General features: G+C 39.2%; 17 protein-coding genes. 7 read left to right on the top strand and 10 right to left on the bottom strand.

All coding sequences use genetic code 11. From position 1 onward, the window contains the following. Positions 1 to 27: 27 nt before the first annotated feature. From JWR87_RS17285 to pheT, 5 genes are all read right to left on the bottom strand, one after another. Positions 28 to 681 carry a TylF/MycF/NovP-related O-methyltransferase gene (locus JWR87_RS17285; protein ID WP_297822494.1) on the bottom strand — a complete coding sequence of 218 codons (654 nt, stop codon included), beginning with the start codon at positions 679 to 681 and terminating at the stop codon, positions 28 to 30. A gap of 213 nt (positions 682 to 894) precedes the next feature. Next, complete coding sequence (gene rny, locus JWR87_RS17280) at positions 895 to 2,460, bottom strand: ribonuclease Y (protein WP_297822492.1); 1,566 nt, start codon at positions 2,458 to 2,460, stop codon at positions 895 to 897. A 573-nt stretch (positions 2,461 to 3,033) separates the two neighbouring features. Next, the gene (locus JWR87_RS17275) at positions 3,034 to 3,330 is read right to left on the bottom strand and encodes a cell division protein ZapA (protein WP_297822490.1); all 297 of its coding nucleotides are present in this window, start codon (positions 3,328 to 3,330) and stop codon (positions 3,034 to 3,036) included. Positions 3,331 to 3,333: 3 nt separating this feature from the next. Next, positions 3,334 to 3,621: a hypothetical protein gene (locus JWR87_RS17270; protein ID WP_297822488.1), complete on the bottom strand. Its 288-nt coding sequence runs from the start codon at positions 3,619 to 3,621 to the stop codon at positions 3,334 to 3,336. A gap of 19 nt (positions 3,622 to 3,640) precedes the next feature. Then, positions 3,641 to 6,067, bottom strand: a complete 2,427-nt coding sequence (gene pheT / locus JWR87_RS17265) for a phenylalanine--tRNA ligase subunit beta (RefSeq protein ID WP_297822486.1) — start codon at positions 6,065 to 6,067, stop codon at positions 3,641 to 3,643. Positions 6,068 to 6,804: 737 nt separating this feature from the next. Between pheT and dnaB the strand changes: the two genes are divergently transcribed. Both dnaB and JWR87_RS17255 read left to right on the top strand, forming a co-directional pair. Continuing rightward, positions 6,805 to 8,403 carry a replicative DNA helicase gene (dnaB, locus tag JWR87_RS17260; RefSeq protein WP_297822484.1) on the top strand — a complete coding sequence of 533 codons (1,599 nt, stop codon included), beginning with the start codon at positions 6,805 to 6,807 and terminating at the stop codon, positions 8,401 to 8,403. A 70-nt stretch (positions 8,404 to 8,473) separates the two neighbouring features. Next, complete coding sequence (locus tag JWR87_RS17255; protein WP_297822482.1) at positions 8,474 to 9,169, top strand: RsmE family RNA methyltransferase; 696 nt, start codon at positions 8,474 to 8,476, stop codon at positions 9,167 to 9,169. A gap of 32 nt (positions 9,170 to 9,201) precedes the next feature. On the opposite strand, the gene JWR87_RS17250 is transcribed toward JWR87_RS17255, so the two are convergent. From JWR87_RS17250 to JWR87_RS17230, 5 genes are all read right to left on the bottom strand, one after another. Further along, a complete protein-coding gene (locus JWR87_RS17250) occupies positions 9,202 to 9,819 on the bottom strand; it encodes an ATP-binding cassette domain-containing protein (protein WP_297822480.1) in 618 nt (205 codons plus the stop codon). Then, a complete protein-coding gene (gene lpxA / locus JWR87_RS17245) occupies positions 9,800 to 10,612 on the bottom strand; it encodes an acyl-ACP--UDP-N-acetylglucosamine O-acyltransferase (protein WP_297822478.1) in 813 nt (270 codons plus the stop codon). The genes JWR87_RS17250 and lpxA overlap by 20 nt, the downstream gene beginning before the upstream one ends. Beyond that, the gene (locus JWR87_RS17240) at positions 10,609 to 12,018 is read right to left on the bottom strand and encodes a bifunctional UDP-3-O-[3-hydroxymyristoyl] N-acetylglucosamine deacetylase/3-hydroxyacyl-ACP dehydratase (RefSeq protein ID WP_297822476.1); all 1,410 of its coding nucleotides are present in this window, start codon (positions 12,016 to 12,018) and stop codon (positions 10,609 to 10,611) included. The genes lpxA and JWR87_RS17240 overlap by 4 nt, the downstream gene beginning before the upstream one ends. Positions 12,019 to 12,114: 96 nt before the next feature. Beyond that, positions 12,115 to 13,179 (bottom strand): UDP-3-O-(3-hydroxymyristoyl)glucosamine N-acyltransferase, encoded by a 1,065-nt coding sequence (gene lpxD, locus JWR87_RS17235; RefSeq protein WP_297822474.1) that lies wholly within the window; start codon positions 13,177 to 13,179, stop codon positions 12,115 to 12,117. Positions 13,180 to 13,257: 78 nt separating this feature from the next. Next, positions 13,258 to 14,559 (bottom strand): HD domain-containing protein, encoded by a 1,302-nt coding sequence (locus JWR87_RS17230; RefSeq protein ID WP_297822472.1) that lies wholly within the window; start codon positions 14,557 to 14,559, stop codon positions 13,258 to 13,260. Positions 14,560 to 14,577: 18 nt separating this feature from the next. Here JWR87_RS17230 and JWR87_RS17225 point away from each other — a divergent pair, with 18 nt between their 5' ends. From JWR87_RS17225 to JWR87_RS17205, 5 genes are all read left to right on the top strand, one after another. After that, a complete protein-coding gene (locus JWR87_RS17225; RefSeq protein ID WP_297822470.1) occupies positions 14,578 to 16,137 on the top strand; it encodes a response regulator in 1,560 nt (519 codons plus the stop codon). A 195-nt stretch (positions 16,138 to 16,332) separates the two neighbouring features. Further along, positions 16,333 to 16,698, top strand: a complete 366-nt coding sequence (locus JWR87_RS17220) for a hypothetical protein (protein ID WP_297822468.1) — start codon at positions 16,333 to 16,335, stop codon at positions 16,696 to 16,698. Positions 16,699 to 16,883: 185 nt separating this feature from the next. After that, complete coding sequence (locus tag JWR87_RS17215) at positions 16,884 to 17,660, top strand: MBL fold metallo-hydrolase (protein WP_297822466.1); 777 nt, start codon at positions 16,884 to 16,886, stop codon at positions 17,658 to 17,660. Between the two features lie 34 nt (positions 17,661 to 17,694). Beyond that, a complete protein-coding gene (locus tag JWR87_RS17210; RefSeq protein ID WP_297822465.1) occupies positions 17,695 to 18,654 on the top strand; it encodes a helix-hairpin-helix domain-containing protein in 960 nt (319 codons plus the stop codon). A gap of 95 nt (positions 18,655 to 18,749) precedes the next feature. Continuing rightward, positions 18,750 to 19,889 (top strand): acyl-CoA dehydrogenase family protein, encoded by a 1,140-nt coding sequence (locus JWR87_RS17205; protein WP_297822463.1) that lies wholly within the window; start codon positions 18,750 to 18,752, stop codon positions 19,887 to 19,889. The last annotated feature ends 39 nt before the right edge of the window (positions 19,890 to 19,928 follow it).

Here is a 19,928-nt window from a genome sequence, read left to right as displayed (position 1 = left end):
AATATAAAAAGTATTTAAATAGTCTTTTTACATTCTTACCAGGTAGTGCGGTCCTTTGTCGACCGAAAAATTGCAAATTCGGTTATTAGAATATTTAAAATAGTCTTTAACAGCCCGGTAATCTTCTTCCTTTTTGTAGTAATTGTCGAAAATAAGAATGCCACCATGAACAAGGCGGGGATAGAAGTACTGAAGTGTTGTTAGTGCACTGTCATAGTCGTCGAAGTCAATATTGAGGTAGGATATTTTCATTTCCGGATTTTCTATCAGGTATTCCGGAATAGAGTCCCCGATGTTTCCTGGAACGAAATCGATTTGTTCGTTAATTCCCTTTTTGCTGAGTTTTTGTTGAATTCTGCTTACATCGATTGCGGCGCTTTCGACCCGGTAATTTAGCTTACTATTCTCTTCTGTGCTACTAGTAAGGTAAAGGCTTTTTGCGAACCTTTCAAAAGCGATCACTTTTTGATTTGGCTGGTTAGTTATCAAACGTCTTAAACTGGCAAAACGGATGAAACCTTCTTCTGCAGCTATTCCGCACTTTACAACACATCCTTCCAAGTGGCTTACTTTTTTGTACAATTCGTAATGTGCTATTAGTTTTCCTGAAGGGTTTTTCTCTGTTACTTCTGGAAATAGCATCTTTTCGAAGTCCAGGGGATACGCTACAAATGATTTCATACACCAATTAATTTATTTCTAAAAATTTTAGGGGGCTAACAAATTCCATCAGAGAAATTGGAATAGTCTTTAAGTAGAAATATTGGATAATTGATTGGTAATCTTACTACTAAGACTAGCATTAACCTTGTTTTGGTTGCACGGTTGTTAACGTAAATAAAAAACCCGCTTTTTATTGCGGGTTTTTTATTTTAAACTTTGTTTTGTCTCGTTTTATCTTGCAATGTTCACGGCTCTTTTTTCCCTGATTACCGTGACTTTTATTTGCCCCGGATAGGTCATATCCGTTTGGATCTTCTGCGCAATTTCAAAACTTAACTTGTCACTATCATTGTCAGTTACTTTATCAGCTTCTACAATTACCCTAAGCTCACGTCCGGCCTGAATTGCGTAAGCTTTCTCTACTCCCTGGTAAGTTAGTGCGATCGTTTCAAGCTCTTTAATCCTTTGCAAGTACTGCTGCATGATTTCGCGACGGGCGCCTGGTCTTGCTCCACTAATGGCATCACATGCCTGTATAATAGGAGAAATGACATACTGCATTTCCATCTCATCGTGGTGCGCACCAATTGCGTTTACCACTGCAGGGTTTTCGCCATATTTCTCTGCCAACTTTGCACCTAGCAGCGCATGACTTAATTCAGTTTCCTCATCAGGCACTTTACCTATGTCGTGCAACAAACCGGCACGTTTGGCTAGTTTAGGATTCATTCCTAATTCGCTCGCCATCAGCCCGCATAAATTAGCCGTTTCACGGCTATGCATCAACAGGTTCTGCCCGTAGGAAGACCGGAATCTCATTTTGCCAACAATACGCACCAATTCTTTATGTAGACCATGAATTCCTAGTTCTATTACGGTACGCTCACCAATTTCCATTATTTGTTCTTCCAGTTGCTTGCGCGTCTTTTCAACCACTTCCTCAATACGCGCCGGGTGAATACGACCGTCTGAAATAAGGCGTTGTAAGCTCAGTCGGGCAATTTCGCGGCGAAGCGGGTCAAACGAAGAAAGTACAATTGCTTCAGGTGTATCGTCAACGATAAGGTCTACCCCTGTTGCAGCTTCAATGGCCCGGATATTACGACCTTCACGACCAATAATCTGCCCTTTTATTTCATCTGTCTCAAGATTAAAAACCGTTATTGCATTCTCAATCGCTTGTTCTGCAGCAGTCCTCTGAATGGTTTGAATAATGATTTTGCGAGCTTCTTTATTGGCCTTTTGTTTTGCATCGTCAATAATGTCTTGTTGCATGCTAAGGGCACGGCTTTGTGCTTCCTGCTTAAGGCTTTCGATCAACTGGTTTCTTGCTTCATCCGCCGTAAGTGCGGCAATTTTTTCAAGGCGCCGTATGTGCTCTTCCTGGTGTTTTTCTAGCTCAGTTCGTTTCTGGCTTACTACCTCCAGTTGCCGGTTCAGGTTTTCTTTGATGGCCTCGTTGTCTTTCAACTGTTTGTCCAGGTTCACCTCTTTTTGATTAATTGAGACTTCCTTTTGTTTCAGCCTGTTTTCAACGTCAGCGATCTTCCGGTTTCTGTCTAGCACTTCCTTATCGTGCTCACTTTTTAGTTGAACAAACCTTTCTTTTGCCTCTAGAATTTTCTCTTTTTTCAGAGTTTCAGACTGCATTTGCGCGTCAGCAATAATTCTTTGAGCTTGCTGTTCTGCATCTTCAACCTGCTTTCGTGTGTCTTTAGCAAAAATGAATTTTCCTGCTATAATTCCTGCAATTACTCCGACAATTCCAATAATTACGGTCAATACTATGGTCCCCATGCTGATTTGATTGTTTTTAAAAAGTTTGATTTCATATGATTATACCCTCCATTTCTGTTATAAATGTTTGTATAGGCCTGCGAAGATAATTATTATGAACGATAAAAGCAGCCGACAAAAGCTGAAGCAAAATTCAACAGTTTAGCCTCTCAGCCAGGTACAATTCTTTATATTTTACCAGCTTTTTACCTGTTAATTTACTCTTTTTTAATTGCAGGCAGTGGGGCCAGACTAAACATCGTTGTGTCACTCACTTTTACCGCAAATCTTTATTGAACATCTTATCTACCTGGTAGTACTGGTGTAGCAAAATAAGATGATGTGTCTTTTGAGTAAATTTTTAATAAATACTAAAAAGAAGACGAAAGCGGGTTATGAAGACGAACGAATTGCATTGCAACGGTGAGGCAATGAAACACTAATGCGGGCACCAAGTTTAAAAAAAGTTTAAAAAATATCAGTATGTCGCCACATAAAAAGGAAATCGGAATAGATGTACTATATTTATTAAGGATACTAACTTTTTTTAAATTCGTATCCGTACCCTACGGCCTCTGTGAAAGCAGGGGCTTTTTATTTTGTAGAGGTAGCTTTATTTAGCAAGTCTTCCAGTTTATTCAGTTTTTCCTGGCTTCCTGACTGCGAAGTCATTTCGGGCGTTGGTTTTTGTTGCTCGGTAGCGTACCATAGTAACACCATCGATACATAATCCTGCATATCCTTACCGGCAAAATTTGTTTTGTAATCAATAATTTTCTCATTGATAGTCTTTAAAGTTCTTCGCACAACTTCCTCGTCGTCCGGATCTATCTTTAACCGGTAACTTCGATCAGCTACTACTATATTTATTGGAATCAGCGGCTTAGACATAGTTTAAGAGTGTAGTAAGGCAAGACATTTATCAATGTCTTTTAGGTAAGTATTGATACGCTTCTCGAGGTCTTTTTTTGCCTTATCCTCCATGTTCGAGGAAGAAAACGTTTGTGCGTCAACCCTTTGATGAAGTTGTTTAGCTTGTTCGGTTTGCGTTTGCAATTGCCTGCTAAGGTTTTCGTTTTCTTTTTGCAGACGCTGAATTTCTTTTTGCGAAGAATTGTACTCTTTTAGCAATTGCTGCACTTTATTTTCGATTCGCTGTATTTGCTCCTGCATATCTTCCATAGCAATGGTATTTGCAAAATTATTTTCTAATTTCTGCGCCTAAATCGTTTTCAAAACTTTGGACAAGCCTGTTCATTAATTCATCAATTTCTTTATCGGTCAATGTTTTTTCTTCATCTAAAAAGGTGAAACTTACTGCTAAAGACTTTTTTTCATAGCCAAGTTTTTCGCTTTCGAAAATGTCGAACAGTTGTAGGTTTTGTAATTTAGAAACTTTTGTTTTTCTAACCACATTTTCAACAGCTTCAAATGTTACGTTTCTGTTTACCACTAAGGCCAGGTCTCTCTGTACCCCAGGAAACCTGGAAACCTCCTTGTATGTGATCGTTTGATTTGCTGTTAACTTTAGCAAAAGCAGCAAGTCGAAATCAATGCAAAATACAGGTTGCTTTATATCAAAAGTTTTCAGCTTGGTTGCATCAATTTCTCCCACGGTCACCAATTGCGCCCCCAAATGAGTTGCAGACAAAGCGAGAGAATATCCATTAATTAAAACGTTTTCAAAACGTGGAGTTTCAAGCCCACAAATTTTAACGATACCGGCGGCAATTCCTTTTGCATAAAAAAAATCTGCTGCACTTTGTTTCGACTTCCAGGTATCCGGATGTTGCTGACCCGTTATATATAAACACAAGTGCTCGTTCTCTTGATAATGGCCTACAGCAGCAGCGTGATATGTTTTACCAAATTCAAATAACTGAAGATTTTTATTTTTTCGGTTGATGTTGTATGAAATGGTTTCCAGGCCAGTTTCTACCATTGATAACCGCATTACATCTAAATCGACACTTAAGCTATTGATCATTTTGGCGGCACCCGCCAATTCGGTCTCATTATAATATCTACTATTGGTTATAGAATTGGTAACAATTTCATTAAAGCCAAGCCCTACCAGGTAACCTGAAATTTTCTCCCTCAAATTTTCTTTAAAAATATTCTCGTCAACTGCCGGGGCAATTGTCATACTCCCGGTAATCTCTACATTGTCTAATCCATCAATTCTTAAAATTTCTTCTACTATGTCGGCAGGTAGCGAAATATCGGGTTTACTATAGGGAACTAACACCCATAGCTCGTCCATCCCTTCCTTTAAAATCTCAAACCCAAGGCTTGTCAATATTCTTTTTACAGCATCAGGGTGATAATTTTTACCACTCAGTTTTTTTAGGTAATGATATGTAATGCCTACCTGTGTCTTTTGCTGGGGAGCAGGATAAACATCCACAATGTCTGAAGAAATTTCTCCGCCTGCCACTTGTTTTATTAATAAAGCTGCCCGTTTTAAAACATTGACCACGTTTGAAATGTCAACTCCTTTTTCAAATCTTGCTGCTGCTTCGGTTCTTAGCCCGTGACGAAAGGATGTTTTTCGAATGGTTGTTGGATTGAACCAGGCACTCTCTAAAAAGATGTTTTTCGTATTATTTTTTACACCGCTTTCTGCACCACCAAACACACCTGCTATACACATCGGATCTTCCGAATTGCAGATCATTAAGTCCGTACTATCAAGCCGTCTTTCTTTTTCATCAAGTGTTACAAACTTTGCATCGCGGGGTAAGTTTGTAACTATTATGGCTCCCCCTTTTATACCCGCTGCATCAAAAGCATGTAACGGCTGACCGGTTTCATGCAGAATGAAATTGGTGATGTCTACAATATTATTAATAGGTCTTTGACCAATGGAAACGAGTTTGTCTTGTAGCCATTTAGGGCTCTCTTTTACAGTTACACCCGAAATTGTTACTCCAGCATAACGTTTACAAGCCTCCGTATTTTCGATACTTACCTTTATAGGAAGCGAATTGTTGTCGGTTTTGAAATCATTTGTAAACGGGCTTTTAGGCCAGGCTTCCTGCTTGTTGTGGTGCGTTAGGTAGGCACACACATCTTTAGCTACTCCCAGGTGGCTCATTGCATCCATTCGGTTTGGAGTCAAACCTATTTCAAAAACATGATCAGTATAAGGTTTATAATAATCTGAAGCTTTTGTTCCAACAGCAACATCTTCCGGTAAAACCAAAATGCCCTCATGACTTGTTCCCAGCCCAATTTCATCTTCCGCGCAAATCATCCCCTGGCTTTCTTCACCTCTAATTTTGGCCGCCTTTATCGCAATGGGCTGGCCGCCGATAGGGTAAACGGTTGAGCCTACAGTTGCCACCAGCACTTTTTGGCCCACAGCAACATTTGCTGCACCGCAAACAATTTTTAATGGCTCCCCCAATCCCACATCAACCTTTGTAAGCTTTAATTTATCTGCATTCGTATGTTGTGCAACCTCTAGCACCAGTCCAGTCACTACACCCTCTAATCCGCCTTTGATGCTTTCAAATTTCTCAACGCTTTCGACCTCCAAACCAATTGATGTCAAAATATTAGAAAGCTTTTGCGGCTCAATTTCTTCGGGCAGGTATTCACTTAACCATTTATAACTAATCGTCATCTAAACTTAATTTTGCGGTATGCAAATATAGCAGGTGGGCCACATCAATCACAATTCAAAAAAACCCCCTCTTTAGTTCTGCACATTCTTATGTCTTTTTAAAAGCATTAGGGCTTTTTTTAAGCAAGCTTTGAAGTATGATATGTAGTACAAGGGAGTGACACAAGAATGTTGACATAACAACTAATGACGGCAAAAAAAATTAAAAACAGGAGACAAATAAATTGAAACGGAAGAAAAACCTGAAATAGATTAATAGAAATCCGGCATCCGCTGCCTTTACTAATTTTTATTTTTGTCTAGGCTATTGCCCTTCTTTCAGCATGGTTGCGTCACTCACTTGTACTTTTATCTAAAACTTAACTAGTGATTAAAATTTTATTAATTTTTGTGGAAAAATTTCCCCTTCGAGTTAAGGTTAATCCTATTCCAAAACAACTTTTTGCAAATAATTTTTTGTGCACAAGCTGTGTGAATTGAAAATGAAAAAGGGTCGAAAACTTTTTTAGCTTGTGAATATCTTGCTGCTTTTTGTTGGTAAACCCATTAAAACCCATAAGAACTGTGTTGAATAAAATAGGAGAATTATAGCTGGGGTAAAAGTTTTTTCCTCACTTTTTAAGAGCCTATATTCGCCGTCCTGCAAAAAATCCTGGGTAACATGGGGAAATTGAAAAAAGTGAATTTTAAGACCTTGGTGAAGGGTTAAAAACAGTACAAAGACCAAAAGAAAAAAAATGGAGTTAACTAATTTTAATAAAGACCGCAAAAAGGGAAGAAAGCCCTCGCTGGATGTTAGCACAATGGTGTATGGTAAAGTTCCACCGCAGGCAAAAGAGCTGGAAGAAGCTGTATTAGGCGCCATAATGCTTGAAAAAAGCGCGTTTGATAACGTTGTTGAAATTTTAAAACCTGAATGTTTTTATGTAGATGCACACCAACGCATTTTTAAGTGTTTTCAGTCGCTTGCTCAAAAAAGTTTGCCTATAGATATTCTTACTGTTGTAGAAGAACTAAAAACAAAGGAAGAACTAGATGTTGTAGGGGGGCCTTATGCTATTACCAAGTTGACGAACATGGTAGTTTCAACAGCCAATATTGAGGCACATGCAAGAATAATATTACAAAAGTTTATACAAAGAGAACTGATTCGTATTAGCGGAGAAATAATTGGCGATGCTTACGAGGATAGCACAGACGTGTTTGATCTGCTGGATGAAAGTGAGAGCAAAATGTTCAACATCACCAATAACTACCTAAAAAAGAATTTTGATGATATTGGTAGTGTGTTGGTTAAAACTATTCAGCGCATTGATGACCTTCGCAATAAGCAGGAGGAGATTTCGGGAGTACCTACGGGTTTCCCGTCTTTAGATAAGGTAACGTTTGGTTGGCAGCCAACGGATCTGATCATCCTGGCTGCACGTCCTGCCGTAGGTAAAACCGCATTTGCGCTAAACCTTGTTCGAAGTGCCGCTTTACATCCCACCAAGCCCACCGCCGTTGCCTTCTTTAGTTTAGAGATGGGTTCTGCCCAGTTGGTCTCCCGTATTCTTAGTGCAGAAAGTGGAATTATGCTTGAAAAGATTAGCCGGGGCCGCCTCGAAGACTATGAAATGCAGCAGCTGTATAGTAAAGGGGTAACCAAACTTAGCGACGCACCCATTTATATTGATGATACAGCGGCGTTAAACATTTTTGAGTTTAGAGCTAAGGCGCGCCGATTGGTGAATAAACATAAAGTAGGGTTAATTATTATTGACTATCTCCAGTTGATGAGTGGAAGCGGTGATAAGAACTCTAACCGTGAGCAGGAGATCAGCCGTATTTCGAGAGACTTAAAAAGTTTGGCTAAAGAACTGCAGGTTCCCATTATTGCCTTAAGCCAGTTGAGCCGTGCGGTAGAAACACGTAAAGAAAGCAAAATGCCTCAACTGAGTGACCTGAGAGAATCAGGTGCTATTGAACAAGATGCTGATATGGTTATGTTTCTATACCGTCCTGAATATTATGAAATTAATACCAACGAATTAGGAGAAAGTAACCGCGGCGAAACGCATGTGCGAATTGCCAAACATAGAAACGGAAGTCTTGAAACAATTAAGCTGAGGGCTTTACTTCATATACAAAAATTTATAGAAGAAGAAAGTGATGACCTTGGAGGTGGCGGCCAGCCGCCAACAGGTGGAGGTGGAAACTGGAAACCTGTACCTTTAGGTGGAGGACCAACAAGCGCACCCCCTGCGAATGACGGAGCACGTTTATTTATTCAAAAAGGAAGTAAAATGAATACAGGGGAATTTGACGAAGGCTTTGACGAAGCATCTCCTTTTTAATTTTTTGGCAATCAACCACTAATATATCGGCCCCGGTTTTTCCGGGGTTTTTGTTTTTAATTTTACGCTTATGGACGTCCCCATTTTTTTTCTTGATAATTTTTCTTCTGCTGATATTCTCACCTTAAATGAAGATACTTCTAAGCACATAGTTCAGGTATTAAGAATGAAAACAAGGGAGAAACTACAGCTTGCAGATGGTGCAGGAAATTTATTGCTTGCTGAAATATTGGATGAGCATAAAAAAAAGTGTACAGTTAAAATATTAGCAAGAGAATTTATTGCTCGAAAACAACAGGAGGTTTGTATAGCAATATCATTATTAAAGAATGCAAGTCGTTTTGAATGGTTTTTAGAAAAAGCGACCGAAATCGGGGTTACAGAAATTATCCCTCTATTATGTGAAAGAACAGAAAAGCAACACTTTCGCTATGACCGAATGAAACAAATAGTTGTAAGTGCAATGATGCAAAGCAAACAAGCCTGGCTACCTGTACTACAACAACCGTCACTAGTCGACCCTGTTATTTCATCGGGCCACTACACGGTGCAGCTAGTAGCACATTGTGAAGAGGAAATGAAAAGTTCGATTAACGACTTTCGAACACAACCATCTGTTCAAATATTAATTGGTCCTGAAGGTGATTTTACTAAAGAAGAAATTTCTTTAGCTATCGAGAAAAAGTACCAGGCAGTAAGTTTGGGTAAAACGAGGCTGAGGACAGAGACGGCAGGGGTTGTAGCCGCTACCCTTTTGTGTATTTAATAACGATTAAAGCACGTGAAAATATTGTATCGCTACTTATAATCCATAATACTTATTACATCCCGGCAAAACGAATATTCGTTTAAATCGTTGCTGCTAACAATAATTGTTTTATTATTTGCATAATCACTTATTAGCTTGTTGTACAAGTTGAAACCGGCTTGGTCCATGTTAGTGCATGGTTCATCTAGTAAGAGAAGAGGAACATTCGAAAAAATGGCCTGGGCAAGTTTAATGCGTTGTTTCATTCCCGAGGAGTAATATCTTATTTGCTTATTTGCAGCTTTATCTAAGCCAATAAGTGTAAGTATTTCTCTAATTGAAAGTGTCTCAATTAATGGTTTAAACTGTTGGTGAAAAAGCAAAAATTCTGTGGCTGTCATTTCCTCAATGACCTCAACATAGGGAGCTGCAATGGTCAGGTAATTATAAATAGTATCGCCGCTTAAAGCGAGGCCGTTTATTTGCCATTCTATTTTGCCTTCACTGATGCCTGAACTCCCTGCTATTGCCTGTAATAAAGTGCTTTTGCCCGAACCGTTGGGGCCAGTTATTGCGTAAGTGTGGCCAGCTAAAAAAGTGTAAGTTGCGTTTCTGAAGATCCAGTCTCTGTTAAATCGTTTTCCTGCGTTAGAAAGCTTTATCGTCATCACTCTCTGTTTTGGAAGGACGCTTTATGATCCCAATTTTTGAGCTTTTGACAAAGTCAAGTATTGTGTCTCTTTCTGGTGAAAAAGGAAAAGAGCCTTCAATCTTTTCAAGTGCGGCAGATGTTATATTTTTTTCTATAAACAGTATTTTATAGATGTCAGCTATTTCCTGAATTTTTTCCGGAGAGAATTTGGCGCGCTGTAAACCTACTTTATTTATTCCGGCAAAACTCATAGGCTCGCGGGCACCCTTCACATACGGAGGGACATCTTTTCGCACTACCGCATGTCCTGCAACATAAGTATGGGCACCAATTCGTGTAAATTGTACTGCGCCGCTTAATCCGCTTATGATAGCAAAATTTCCTACTTCCACATGACCAGCTAGCTGCACCGCATTTCCCAAAATTACATTATCACCCAATACACAATCATGGGCTACGTGTGCGTACGCCATAATCAGGCAGTTTTTTCCTAGCACTGTTTTCCACTTTTCTTTGGTTCCCCTGTTAACTGTCACACATTCCCGTATAGTCGTTCCATCTCCAATCTCTACAGTTGTTTTCTCACCTACAAATTTTAAGTCCTGAGGTGTAGCGCCAATTACAGCGCCGGGATAAATGCTTACTTTTTTCCCAATTATAGAACCGTCCATTATTACGGCATGAGACATGACGTGAGTACCGTCGCCGATAGAAACTTCACCATTGATGACAGCAAAAGGGTCAATTGTTACATTGTCACCAATTTTTGCATCAGGATGAATGTGGGCAAGCGAACTTATTTTGCTCATGCTTTAGGTCTTTTTACAATTTGTGCCACGAGCGAAGCTTCTGTAACAATCTTGTCACCAACAAATATTGTCCCCTTCATTTCACATATACCTCTACGAATCGGATTTAATAACTCCATTTTTAGGATTAATGTATCGCCGGGCACCACTTTTTGCTTGAACTTACAGTTCTCTATTTTTAAGAAATAAGTATCGTATTTGTCGTCAGTATCCCTTGGGATAGCAAGAAATCCCCCCGCCTGTGCAAGGGCTTCTACTTGTAAAACACCAGGCATCACCGAATTACCAGGGAAATGTCCCTGGAAAAAGGGCTCATTGTACGATACGTTTTTGATCGCTATCACAACTTTGTCCGTCAGCTCTATTACCTTGTCAACTAACAGAAAGGGGTAACGGTGTGGAAGAACCTGTTCAATTTGTTGGATGTCAAAAATCGGACGTTTATTGGGATCGTACTTAGGAACGTCCAGCCTGTTTTTTATTTTTTTAATATGCTCTTTAATCTTCTTTGCAAATTTTACGTTACTAGCATGACCGGGGCGATTTGCAATAATATGAGCTTTAAAAGGATAGCCAACCAAAGCAAGATCTCCTATAACATCCAGCAACTTATGCCTCGCTGGCTCATTAGGAAAACGAAGTTCAAGGTTGTTTAAAATACCCTCAGAGCTTATTTCAACATCTTTCTTGTGAAAGACTTTCGAAATTCTTTCAACCTGCTCTTCACTTACTTCCTTATCTACAACGACAATTGCATTATTTATATCTCCGCCTTTAATAAGATTATTAGCAAGAAGCCATTCTAATTCGTGAAAAAAGCAAAACGTTCTGCAAGGGGCAATCGCCTTGCTAAAATCTGAGAAGTTTCTCAGTGAAGCATGTTGAGTACCTAAAACAGGACTATTAAAATCAATTAACGTGTTGATTCTATATTCGTGGTATGGGAGTGCGACCATTTCTACTTTTTTCTCTTCATCAGAAAAAGTAATATTATGGTCAATAGAATAATATATTTTGGGAACACCTTGTTGTTGCAAACCAGCCTTTTCCAATGCTTCAACAAATTGTTGAGCACTTCCGTCTAAAATAGGAACTTCTTCTCCATCAATCTCTATAAGAGCATTATCGACCTGCATTCCTAAAAAAGAAGCCATTAGATGTTCGACGGTGCTAACCCTTGCTCCGTTATTTTCAAGTGTAGTACTGCGGTTTGTTTCAACGACGAAGTCAACATCAGCTTTTACAACGGGCTTGCCAGGAAGATCAACTCTTTGAAAATTAATTCCTGTGTTAGGGGCTGCAGGCTTTATGTTCATAGTAACTGACTGACCAGTATGGATGCCGGCACCTGAAATACTTATTTCATGACGTATGGTATGTTGGAATGATTGTCCGGTACTATTCATAAGCTCCTAAAGGCCACGAAAGTATGAAAAGTATCGGATTTTAGTTGGAAAGGGGTATAATTATAAATAGCTTAATTCTCCCCTTAACAGTCTATTCTAGTGGAGATGCTCCGCATTTAACTTTTCTTCCAGTAATAGTTTTATCTGGTTTTCAAGTTCTGTTATTCGTTTTTCCATGTCTGGTAAGTTACGTGTCAACGCCTGACTTCGTAATGCACTCGTATAATCGAAAGCAGGAGAACCGGTAACAGCAGACTTAGGAATTTTAATAGATTTGCTGACGCCACTTTGCGCATTTATTTTGCTAAAGTCTGCTATCTGAATGTGCCCCACTACACCGGCTTGCCCACCAATCATTACGTTATTTCCGATTTTAGTGCTACCGCTTACCCCGGCCTGCGCTGCAATTACAGTATTTATTCCTACTTCTACGTTATGAGCTATCTGAATTAAATTGTCAAGCTTAGCCCCGGCTTTTATAATTGTAGACCCGATTGTTGCCCGGTCAATTGTAGCATTGGAGCCAATCTCAACATTATCTTCAATGATTACATTGCCTATTTGAGGTACTTTTTTAAATGATCCGTCGGCCTGGGGAGCAAAACCAAAACCATCGCCACCAATAACAGTTCCGGCGTGGATAGTAACATTTTTACCAATGATACAATCGTGGTAAATTTTTACTCCCGGATGTAAAAGACAGTTTTCTCCAATTTTTACACTGTTTCCTATATATACTCCTGGAAAGATCTTTACATTGTTACCAATCTCGCTTGCTTCACCTATATATGCAAAGGCACCTACAAATACATTTTCCCCTTTTTTTGCTGTAGAAGAAATGAAACAGGGCTCTTCAACTCCCTGCAATTGCTGTGTTTTTAATTCCTGGTAGTAATGTAATAAACTCGCGAAAGCTGAATAAGGATCGGCGACACGAATTAGGGTAGAATCGACAGGTTGTTTTAACTCTAGTTTATCTGAAACAATAACCACCGAGGCTTTGGTACTATACAGATATTCTTCATATTTCGGATTAGCCAAAAACGCAAGCTGCCCTTGTTGAGCTTCTTCAATTCGGCCAAAGCTATTTGCTGAGCTTTCCGGGTTGCCTTCAATTTGTCCCTTTATTAAAACCGCTATTTGATTCGCAGTAAATATCATTTTTAAAAGTTTGGCAAAAGCATCTGGCTTAAGCGTAAGTGAATTTGTATTAATTGGGCAACTTGAAAGGGGCAAATGTTATTCGTAATAACAAATGTAAAATTTTTTAACCGTGCTACTCAGCGTTTTATGAATAAGAGCGTTGTCGACTTGTGAAATATCTTTAACCGTTCCGTCTTTAAATAAAATATTAATCCGCTCATCACTCGTTTTATACATTGTATTTACTGCTTCACCGTCAAATACAAAGTATGCGGCATCTTCTGCAGAAACATTTAGCTTTTGACAAGTCTCTGTAAGTTTTTGTTGCATTATTTCTTTGATAAAAGGCTCGGCCTGAAGTTTAATCTTCAACAATCTTCTATCCAAAATCCCCTGGCATAATATACTTAACACTTTATCTGCATGCTTGCTCCATCGTTTAATGGCATGCATAAAATCATTATCATCAAGGTTCACAAAATTTTGAATTGCATGGTCGTTCATTCTTCCATCAAATTCGTTTAAGAAAAAATCGAGAGAAGTGCCCGTAATAAGACTGCTATCATCTTTGGTCCAAATGGCTCTGACACGCTCTATAATCTTTATTAGCATTTTTTCTGCAACCAGTACAGTCTTATGCAGGTACACCTGCCAATACATCAAACGTCTTGCAACTAAAAATTTTTCAATACTATAGATACCTTTTTCCTCCACTAGTAGTTCGCCATCTTTTACAGTCATCATTTTAATTATTCTATCGTAGCCAATAACGCCTTCGCTTACTCCTGTAAAAAAGCTATCCCGGGTCAGGTAGTCCATTCTGTCAACGTCTAGTTGCCCGCTTACGAGCTGATGCAAAAAACGTTTTGGATATTTATCAGTGAAGATATCTATCGCTATTTGAAGCGCTCCTTCAAACTCCTCGTTTAGCAGCCGCATTATGTGCAAACTCAACGTTTCATGATGAATTCCTTTAAGCAGAATGTTTTCCAGGGCGTGACTAAAAGGCCCATGCCCAATATCGTGTAATAAGATAGCCGCTTTTGCAGCAACCTCTTCTTCATGTGTTATTTCTATGCCTTTACTGCGCAATTCGCTGAGTGCATTACACATTAAATGGTATGCACCCAAAGAATGATGAAACCTTGTATGAACCGCACCAGGGTAAACAAGATGCGCCAAAGCCATCTGGTATATACGCCTTAACCGCTGGTAATAGGTGTGTGTAGTTATCTTATATATCAGCGGATCTTTGATGCTAATAAAACCATAAACGGGATCATTAATAATTTTTCTTGTTGGAACCGGCATTGAAAAAGTTGTTGTTAAAATATAGATACCTCCGGCAAATCTACTATCGACTGTTATTAAAAAGGGTATTTTTGAACTATTGCACATCAAATCAGTGTTTTAATTATGTCTGCAGCTAAAATTTTATGGGTCGATGATGAAATAGAAAGTTTACAAAGTCAGAAGATATTTTTAGAAAATAAGGGTTACGAAGTCACCACCCTGACAAATGGATTTGATGCCATTGAGTATGTAAAGGAAAATGCTGTTGATGTAGTATTAATGGATGAAAGTATGCCGGGCCTCACAGGCCTTCAAACACTTGCACAGATAAAAGCAGTTAATTCTCAAATACCGATAGTTCTTATAACAAAGAACGAGACGGAAAATTTGATGGACGATGCAATTGGTAACGAGATTAGCGATTACCTTATAAAGCCTGTAAATCCAAACCAGGTTTGGTTAAGCCTCAAAAAAATAATAGATAACAGACGCCTTGTAGCAGAAAAAACGACAACCGCGTACCAGCAGCAGTTTAGGGAATTATTTATGTCGCTAAACAGCAACCCTGACTATAACGAATGGATGGATATTTATAAAAAGCTGGTGTACTGGGAACTGGAAATGGAAAAAAGCGATAGCCCCGAAATGCAGGAGATCCTGCAAAGCCAGAAACAGGAAGCCAATAGCGAGTTTTTTAAATTTATTAGCAGAAATTATGCTTCGTGGCTCGACCCGAGAAACAACGCGCCGATAATGAGTCACAACCTGCTTCAGTTCAAAGTACTGCCACATGTCGAAAAAGGGGTGCCCACGTTCTTTCTTTTAATTGATAATCTTCGCTTCGATCAGTGGAAAGCGATACAACCTTTGTTTGCTGAAAACTTCAGAATTCTGGAGGAAGAAACCTTTTACAGTATTTTACCTACAGCCACCCAATATTCGCGCAATGCCATTTTCGGCGGATTATTACCTATCGATATTGAGAAACAATTTCCCGTCGAGTGGAAAAACGATGATGAAGAAGGTGGAAAAAATCTTTTTGAAGAAGCGTTTTTTAAAGGCCAGTTAAAAAGACTTAGAAAAGAAAATATTAAATACAGCTATACTAAAGTTGTAAATAATAACGAAGGGCAACAACTCTTAAACAATATCCATAATTTAATGGGTAACGATTTAAACATTATCATTTACAATTTTGTCGATATGCTTAGTCATGCCCGTACAGAAATGGAGGTGTTAAAAGAACTTGCTGGTGACGAGATAAGCTATCGCAGTATTACCCGTAGCTGGTTCGAACACTCCACACTAAACCAGGCACTTAAAAAAATTGCCGATAAAAAGGTAAACCTCATTGTGGCTACCGACCACGGTACTGTAAAGGTAAAAACGCCATATAAAGTAATTGGTGATAAACAAACCACTACAAATCTCCGTTATAAACACGGCCGCAACTTAAACTACGAGCCAAAAGATGTGTTGGCATTTAAAGATCCGAGGCAAGCAGGCCTACCTGTTCCAAATGTAAATTCATCTTTTATTTTCGCAAAAGAAGACGGCTTTCTCTGTTACCCAAACAACTACAATCACTTCGTTAATTATTACCGTAACACTTTTCAACACGGTGGTGTAAGTATGGAAGAAATGATAGTGCCGGTGATTAAAATGGTAAGTAAAGTCTCGTAACATTATTGGTCTTTTTTTGTACCCGGCTATAAATCTTTGTTGTTGCAGTTGTTGCGTCGCACACTGCAACTTTTTGTTTTCTTATCATCAGGCTTACTTTCAATGATATTAGTGTGGATAATTGTTAGGATCAGAAAAAATAGCCAGGATTACTTTTGTATTCATTAAAATAGAAGCCCGACACGGCAGCAGTGTATGAAATATAACCAGGCAACATTAAATAAAATAGAAAAAATTTTGGATGAAGGCGAATACGTAGTCCGTTATGAGAGAGGTACGTTTCAAAGTGGTTACTGTATTTTAGAGGCTAAGAAAGTGGTTGTGTTGAATAAGTTTCTGGACGCTGAAGGCCGTATCAATACCCTGGTAGACCTAATTCCTCAATTGAATATTAATTTCGATTTACTCACTCACGATTCGCAGAAGTTGTACGAAGAACTAAAAAAGAAAGCCGTGGCTTTAGCCGTTGAAGCCGATAAAAAAGCTACAACCGAAAAAAGTGAGACCACCGTAAAGGAGGAAGTTGTGCCGGAAGAAACACCAACTCATGAAGGAGTTTAAACAAAACCCTCAGCTGCCCTTTTTGCTTTAGTATAAGGGTGTGACACAACAATGCTCAGTAGAAATTCTGTTGCTTGTTAAAAAAAAATTACACCCCTCCATTCTTACAAGGGGATTTATTACGGTATTCCCGTTTTTAGGGCAAGTGCTATAGAAGATTGTTCAAATTCCTGTAGGTTTGTAAAGTGTCCTATCCTTCTCTTACTATAACTTTTTTAGGTACCGGTACCAGTAGCGGTGTACCTATGATTGCTTGCGGTTGCGAAGTATGTACTTCTACCGATAGCAAGGATACAAGGTTGCGAAGCAGCATTATGGTTCAATCTGCTGCAACAACTATTATTATAGATGCAACTCCCGATTTCAGGTTTCAGATGCTGCGCGAAAAAGTGAAGAAAATTGATGGCCTATTAATAACTCATCCACATAAGGACCATATTGCGGGAATAGACGATACGCGCGCTTTCCAGTTTTTTAATAAAAAGGCTACCGACGTTTTTGCAAACAAAATGTCACTTGAAGGAGTTAAAAAAGAAATTCCTTATGCTTTTCAACAGTTGGCCTACCCCGGAGTTCCTAAAATAAACCTTCATGAAATTACTTTAGACCCTTTCGTGATCGGAGATATTCCCATAACACCTATTCTGGTATGGCACCATAAAATGCCTGTTTACGGCTTCCGGTTTGGCAAGTTCACTTATATCACTGATGCAAATGCTATTGATGAAGAAGAGCAGCATAAAATACGGGGAAGCGAAATAATTGTGTTAAACGCCTTAAGAAAAGAACCCCATATTTCTCACTTTTCTCTGCCCGAGGCAATCGCTCTTGTACAAAACCTTGAGATACCCACCGCCTATTTTACCCATATTAGTCACCAGCTTGGTTTAAATACTAAAGTCAACAACACTTTACCCAAAGGCATGCTGCTGGCCTTTGACCGAATGCAATTATTTGTCTGACTAATGTTGTATATTATTCCAAATATCTCACCAGATGAAATTATGGTGGTCACACATTGCGAAAGATTACCTGAGTTTTTCAAAAAAAGAAAGGCGGGGGATATACCTGTTCCTTTCCCTTTCTGTATGTATTTTTCTTATTGCACGATTTCTTCCGGTAAAGAAAACACCGGTTGCAAAAGATGCGTTTCAGAAGGAACTGGCGCAATTAAAAATTTTTATAGACACCTCTCATAACACATTTGGATATCAACGGCATGACGATGCGGAGGATTATAGGCCAAAGCATTACGATAACTATAATAAGACAGTTGGAGAATTATTTGCCTTTGACCCCAACACGTTAGACGCAGAGGGATGGAAAAGATTGGGAGTGAGAGACAAAACTGTAAACACTATTCAAAATTTTATCGCAAAGGGCTATCGTTTTCGTGCACCGGATGACATTCGGAGAATTTATGGACTAAGATCGCAAGAAGCAGATCGCCTGGTTCCTTATGTGCGCATTGCTGAAAAGGAAGCGTCTTATAAAAATTCTGTTGAAAGCGCTAATTATACAACTGCTAAAAAAGAGAATGAAAATATTAGAACTAAAATAATAGACATTAACCTTGCTGACACTTCAGCGTTTATTTCTTTACCCGGTATTGGCAGTACACTTGCTACCCGAATTGTAAACTTCAGGCAAAAACTGGGAGGATTTAATTCAGTTGATCAACTTGGTGAAACATATGGGATAGCAGACAGTACTTTTGAAAAGATAAAAGGGCGTTTGCAATGCAACAATTCCGACGTAAAAAAGTTAAATATAAATACTGCGGATGCAAATGAACTAAAAATGCATCCTTACATAAAATGGAACATTGCCAATGCGATCGTTACCTACAGGAGTCAGCACGGCGCTTACAAATCGGTGAATGACCTCCTTAAAATTCAGATTATTGATGATGAAGTCTACAATAAAATTGTTCCCTATTTAGTATTAACTCAATAAGGGATACTTTTTTTGTCTTTTATCATTCTTTTATACCTCAACTTTTTCCCGCTATGTTTCGCTTATTTTTGTCTCTAATAAAATGATGGCTACCCATGAATTTTGAGGTATCTGAATTAACTCAACAGGTTACACAGACAGCACGAGATTTCGCCTTGCAACACATCAAACCTCACGTGATGGAGTGGGACGAAACGCAGGAATTTCCGGTGGAAGTTTTTAAAAAATTAGGTGAATTAGGCTTGATGGGTGTTTTAGTGCCCGAGGAGTATGGAGGTGCAGGGCTGTCTTATTATGAATATATAGAAATCATACAGGAAATATCAAAAGTATGTGGCTCTATCGGTCTTAGTGTGGCAGCACATAATTCTCTTTGTACAAGCCATATCATGCTCTTCGGAAACGAAGAACAGAAGCGGAAATATTTGCCAGCACTAGCAAGCGGCGAATATTTAGGGGCATGGGGATTAACTGAGCCAAACACCGGTAGTGACGCTGGAAATATGAGAACGACGGCAACGCTTGAGGGTAATGCATGGGTGTTGAATGGCACAAAAAACTGGATCACGCACGGAATTTCAGGAAACGTAGCGGTAGTAATTGCACGTACCGGCGAACCTAGAAAAAGCGGAAATTGTACTGCCTTTATTGTAGAGAAAGGGACTGCAGGTTTCTTAGGTGGTAAGAAAGAAAATAAACTTGGCATGCGTGCAAGTGAAACGGCCGAGATGATCTTTGATAATTGTCGAATTAGTGATGCGCAAAGAATCGGCGAGGTGGGAGACGGGTTCAGGCAGGCTTTGAAAGTATTAGACGGTGGAAGGATTTCCATAGCGGCCCTAAGTTTGGGAATAGCAAAGGGAGCTTTTGAGGCGGCTTTGCAGTACTCCAAGGAACGCCACCAGTTCGATAAGCCTATCTCCAGTTTTCAGGGGATCAGTTTTAAGCTGGCAGATATGGCGACAGAAATTGCAGCAGCGGAGTTGTTAACCCAACAAGCTTGCGACTTGAAGATGAGGGGCGAGCATATGACAAAAGAGGCAGCTATGGCTAAATATTATGCGAGTGAAGTTGCCGTGAAAGTTGCTACAGAGGCCGTCCAAATTTTTGGCGGATACGGATATACGAAGGATTTTCCGGTGGAGAAGTTCTACCGCGACTCAAAGCTTTGTACAATTGGTGAAGGAACCAGTGAAATTCAGAAATTAGTAATTGCCAGGGAATTATTGAAATAAGATGTTTTATAGGCAAAAAAAGAGGGGCAAGGTTCTTTA

Source organism: Segetibacter sp. (genome assembly GCF_025963695.1).
Classification (GTDB): domain Bacteria; phylum Bacteroidota; class Bacteroidia; order Chitinophagales; family Chitinophagaceae; genus Segetibacter.
Note: the sequence above shows the minus strand (reverse complement) of the source record. Positions and strands in the feature narration are given on the sequence as shown.

Excerpts from the sequence above, each read along its gene's own strand:
- lpxA (WP_297822478.1), bottom strand. The coding sequence starts at position 10,612 with ATGAGCAAAATAAGTTCGCTTGCCCACATTCATCCTGATGCAAAAATT.
- JWR87_RS17240 (WP_297822476.1), bottom strand. The coding sequence starts at position 12,018 with ATGAATAGTACCGGACAATCATTCCAACATACCATACGTCATGAAATA.
- JWR87_RS17225 (WP_297822470.1), top strand. The coding sequence starts at position 14,578 with ATGTCTGCAGCTAAAATTTTATGGGTCGATGATGAAATAGAAAGTTTA.
- JWR87_RS17275 (WP_297822490.1), bottom strand. The coding sequence starts at position 3,330 with ATGTCTAAGCCGCTGATTCCAATAAATATAGTAGTAGCTGATCGAAGT.
- JWR87_RS17255 (WP_297822482.1), top strand. The coding sequence starts at position 8,474 with ATGGACGTCCCCATTTTTTTTCTTGATAATTTTTCTTCTGCTGATATT.
- lpxD (WP_297822474.1), bottom strand. The coding sequence starts at position 13,179 with ATGATATTTACTGCGAATCAAATAGCGGTTTTAATAAAGGGACAAATT.
- JWR87_RS17285 (WP_297822494.1), bottom strand. The coding sequence starts at position 681 with ATGAAATCATTTGTAGCGTATCCCCTGGACTTCGAAAAGATGCTATTT.
- pheT (WP_297822486.1), bottom strand. The coding sequence starts at position 6,067 with ATGACGATTAGTTATAAATGGTTAAGTGAATACCTGCCCGAAGAAATT.
- JWR87_RS17205 (WP_297822463.1), top strand. The coding sequence starts at position 18,750 with ATGAATTTTGAGGTATCTGAATTAACTCAACAGGTTACACAGACAGCA.
- JWR87_RS17210 (WP_297822465.1), top strand. The coding sequence starts at position 17,695 with ATGAAATTATGGTGGTCACACATTGCGAAAGATTACCTGAGTTTTTCA.
- rny (WP_297822492.1), bottom strand. The coding sequence starts at position 2,460 with ATGGGGACCATAGTATTGACCGTAATTATTGGAATTGTCGGAGTAATT.
- JWR87_RS17220 (WP_297822468.1), top strand. The coding sequence starts at position 16,333 with ATGAAATATAACCAGGCAACATTAAATAAAATAGAAAAAATTTTGGAT.
- JWR87_RS17270 (WP_297822488.1), bottom strand. The coding sequence starts at position 3,621 with ATGGAAGATATGCAGGAGCAAATACAGCGAATCGAAAATAAAGTGCAG.
- dnaB (WP_297822484.1), top strand. The coding sequence starts at position 6,805 with ATGGAGTTAACTAATTTTAATAAAGACCGCAAAAAGGGAAGAAAGCCC.
- JWR87_RS17250 (WP_297822480.1), bottom strand. The coding sequence starts at position 9,819 with ATGACGATAAAGCTTTCTAACGCAGGAAAACGATTTAACAGAGACTGG.
- JWR87_RS17230 (WP_297822472.1), bottom strand. The coding sequence starts at position 14,559 with ATGTGCAATAGTTCAAAAATACCCTTTTTAATAACAGTCGATAGTAGA.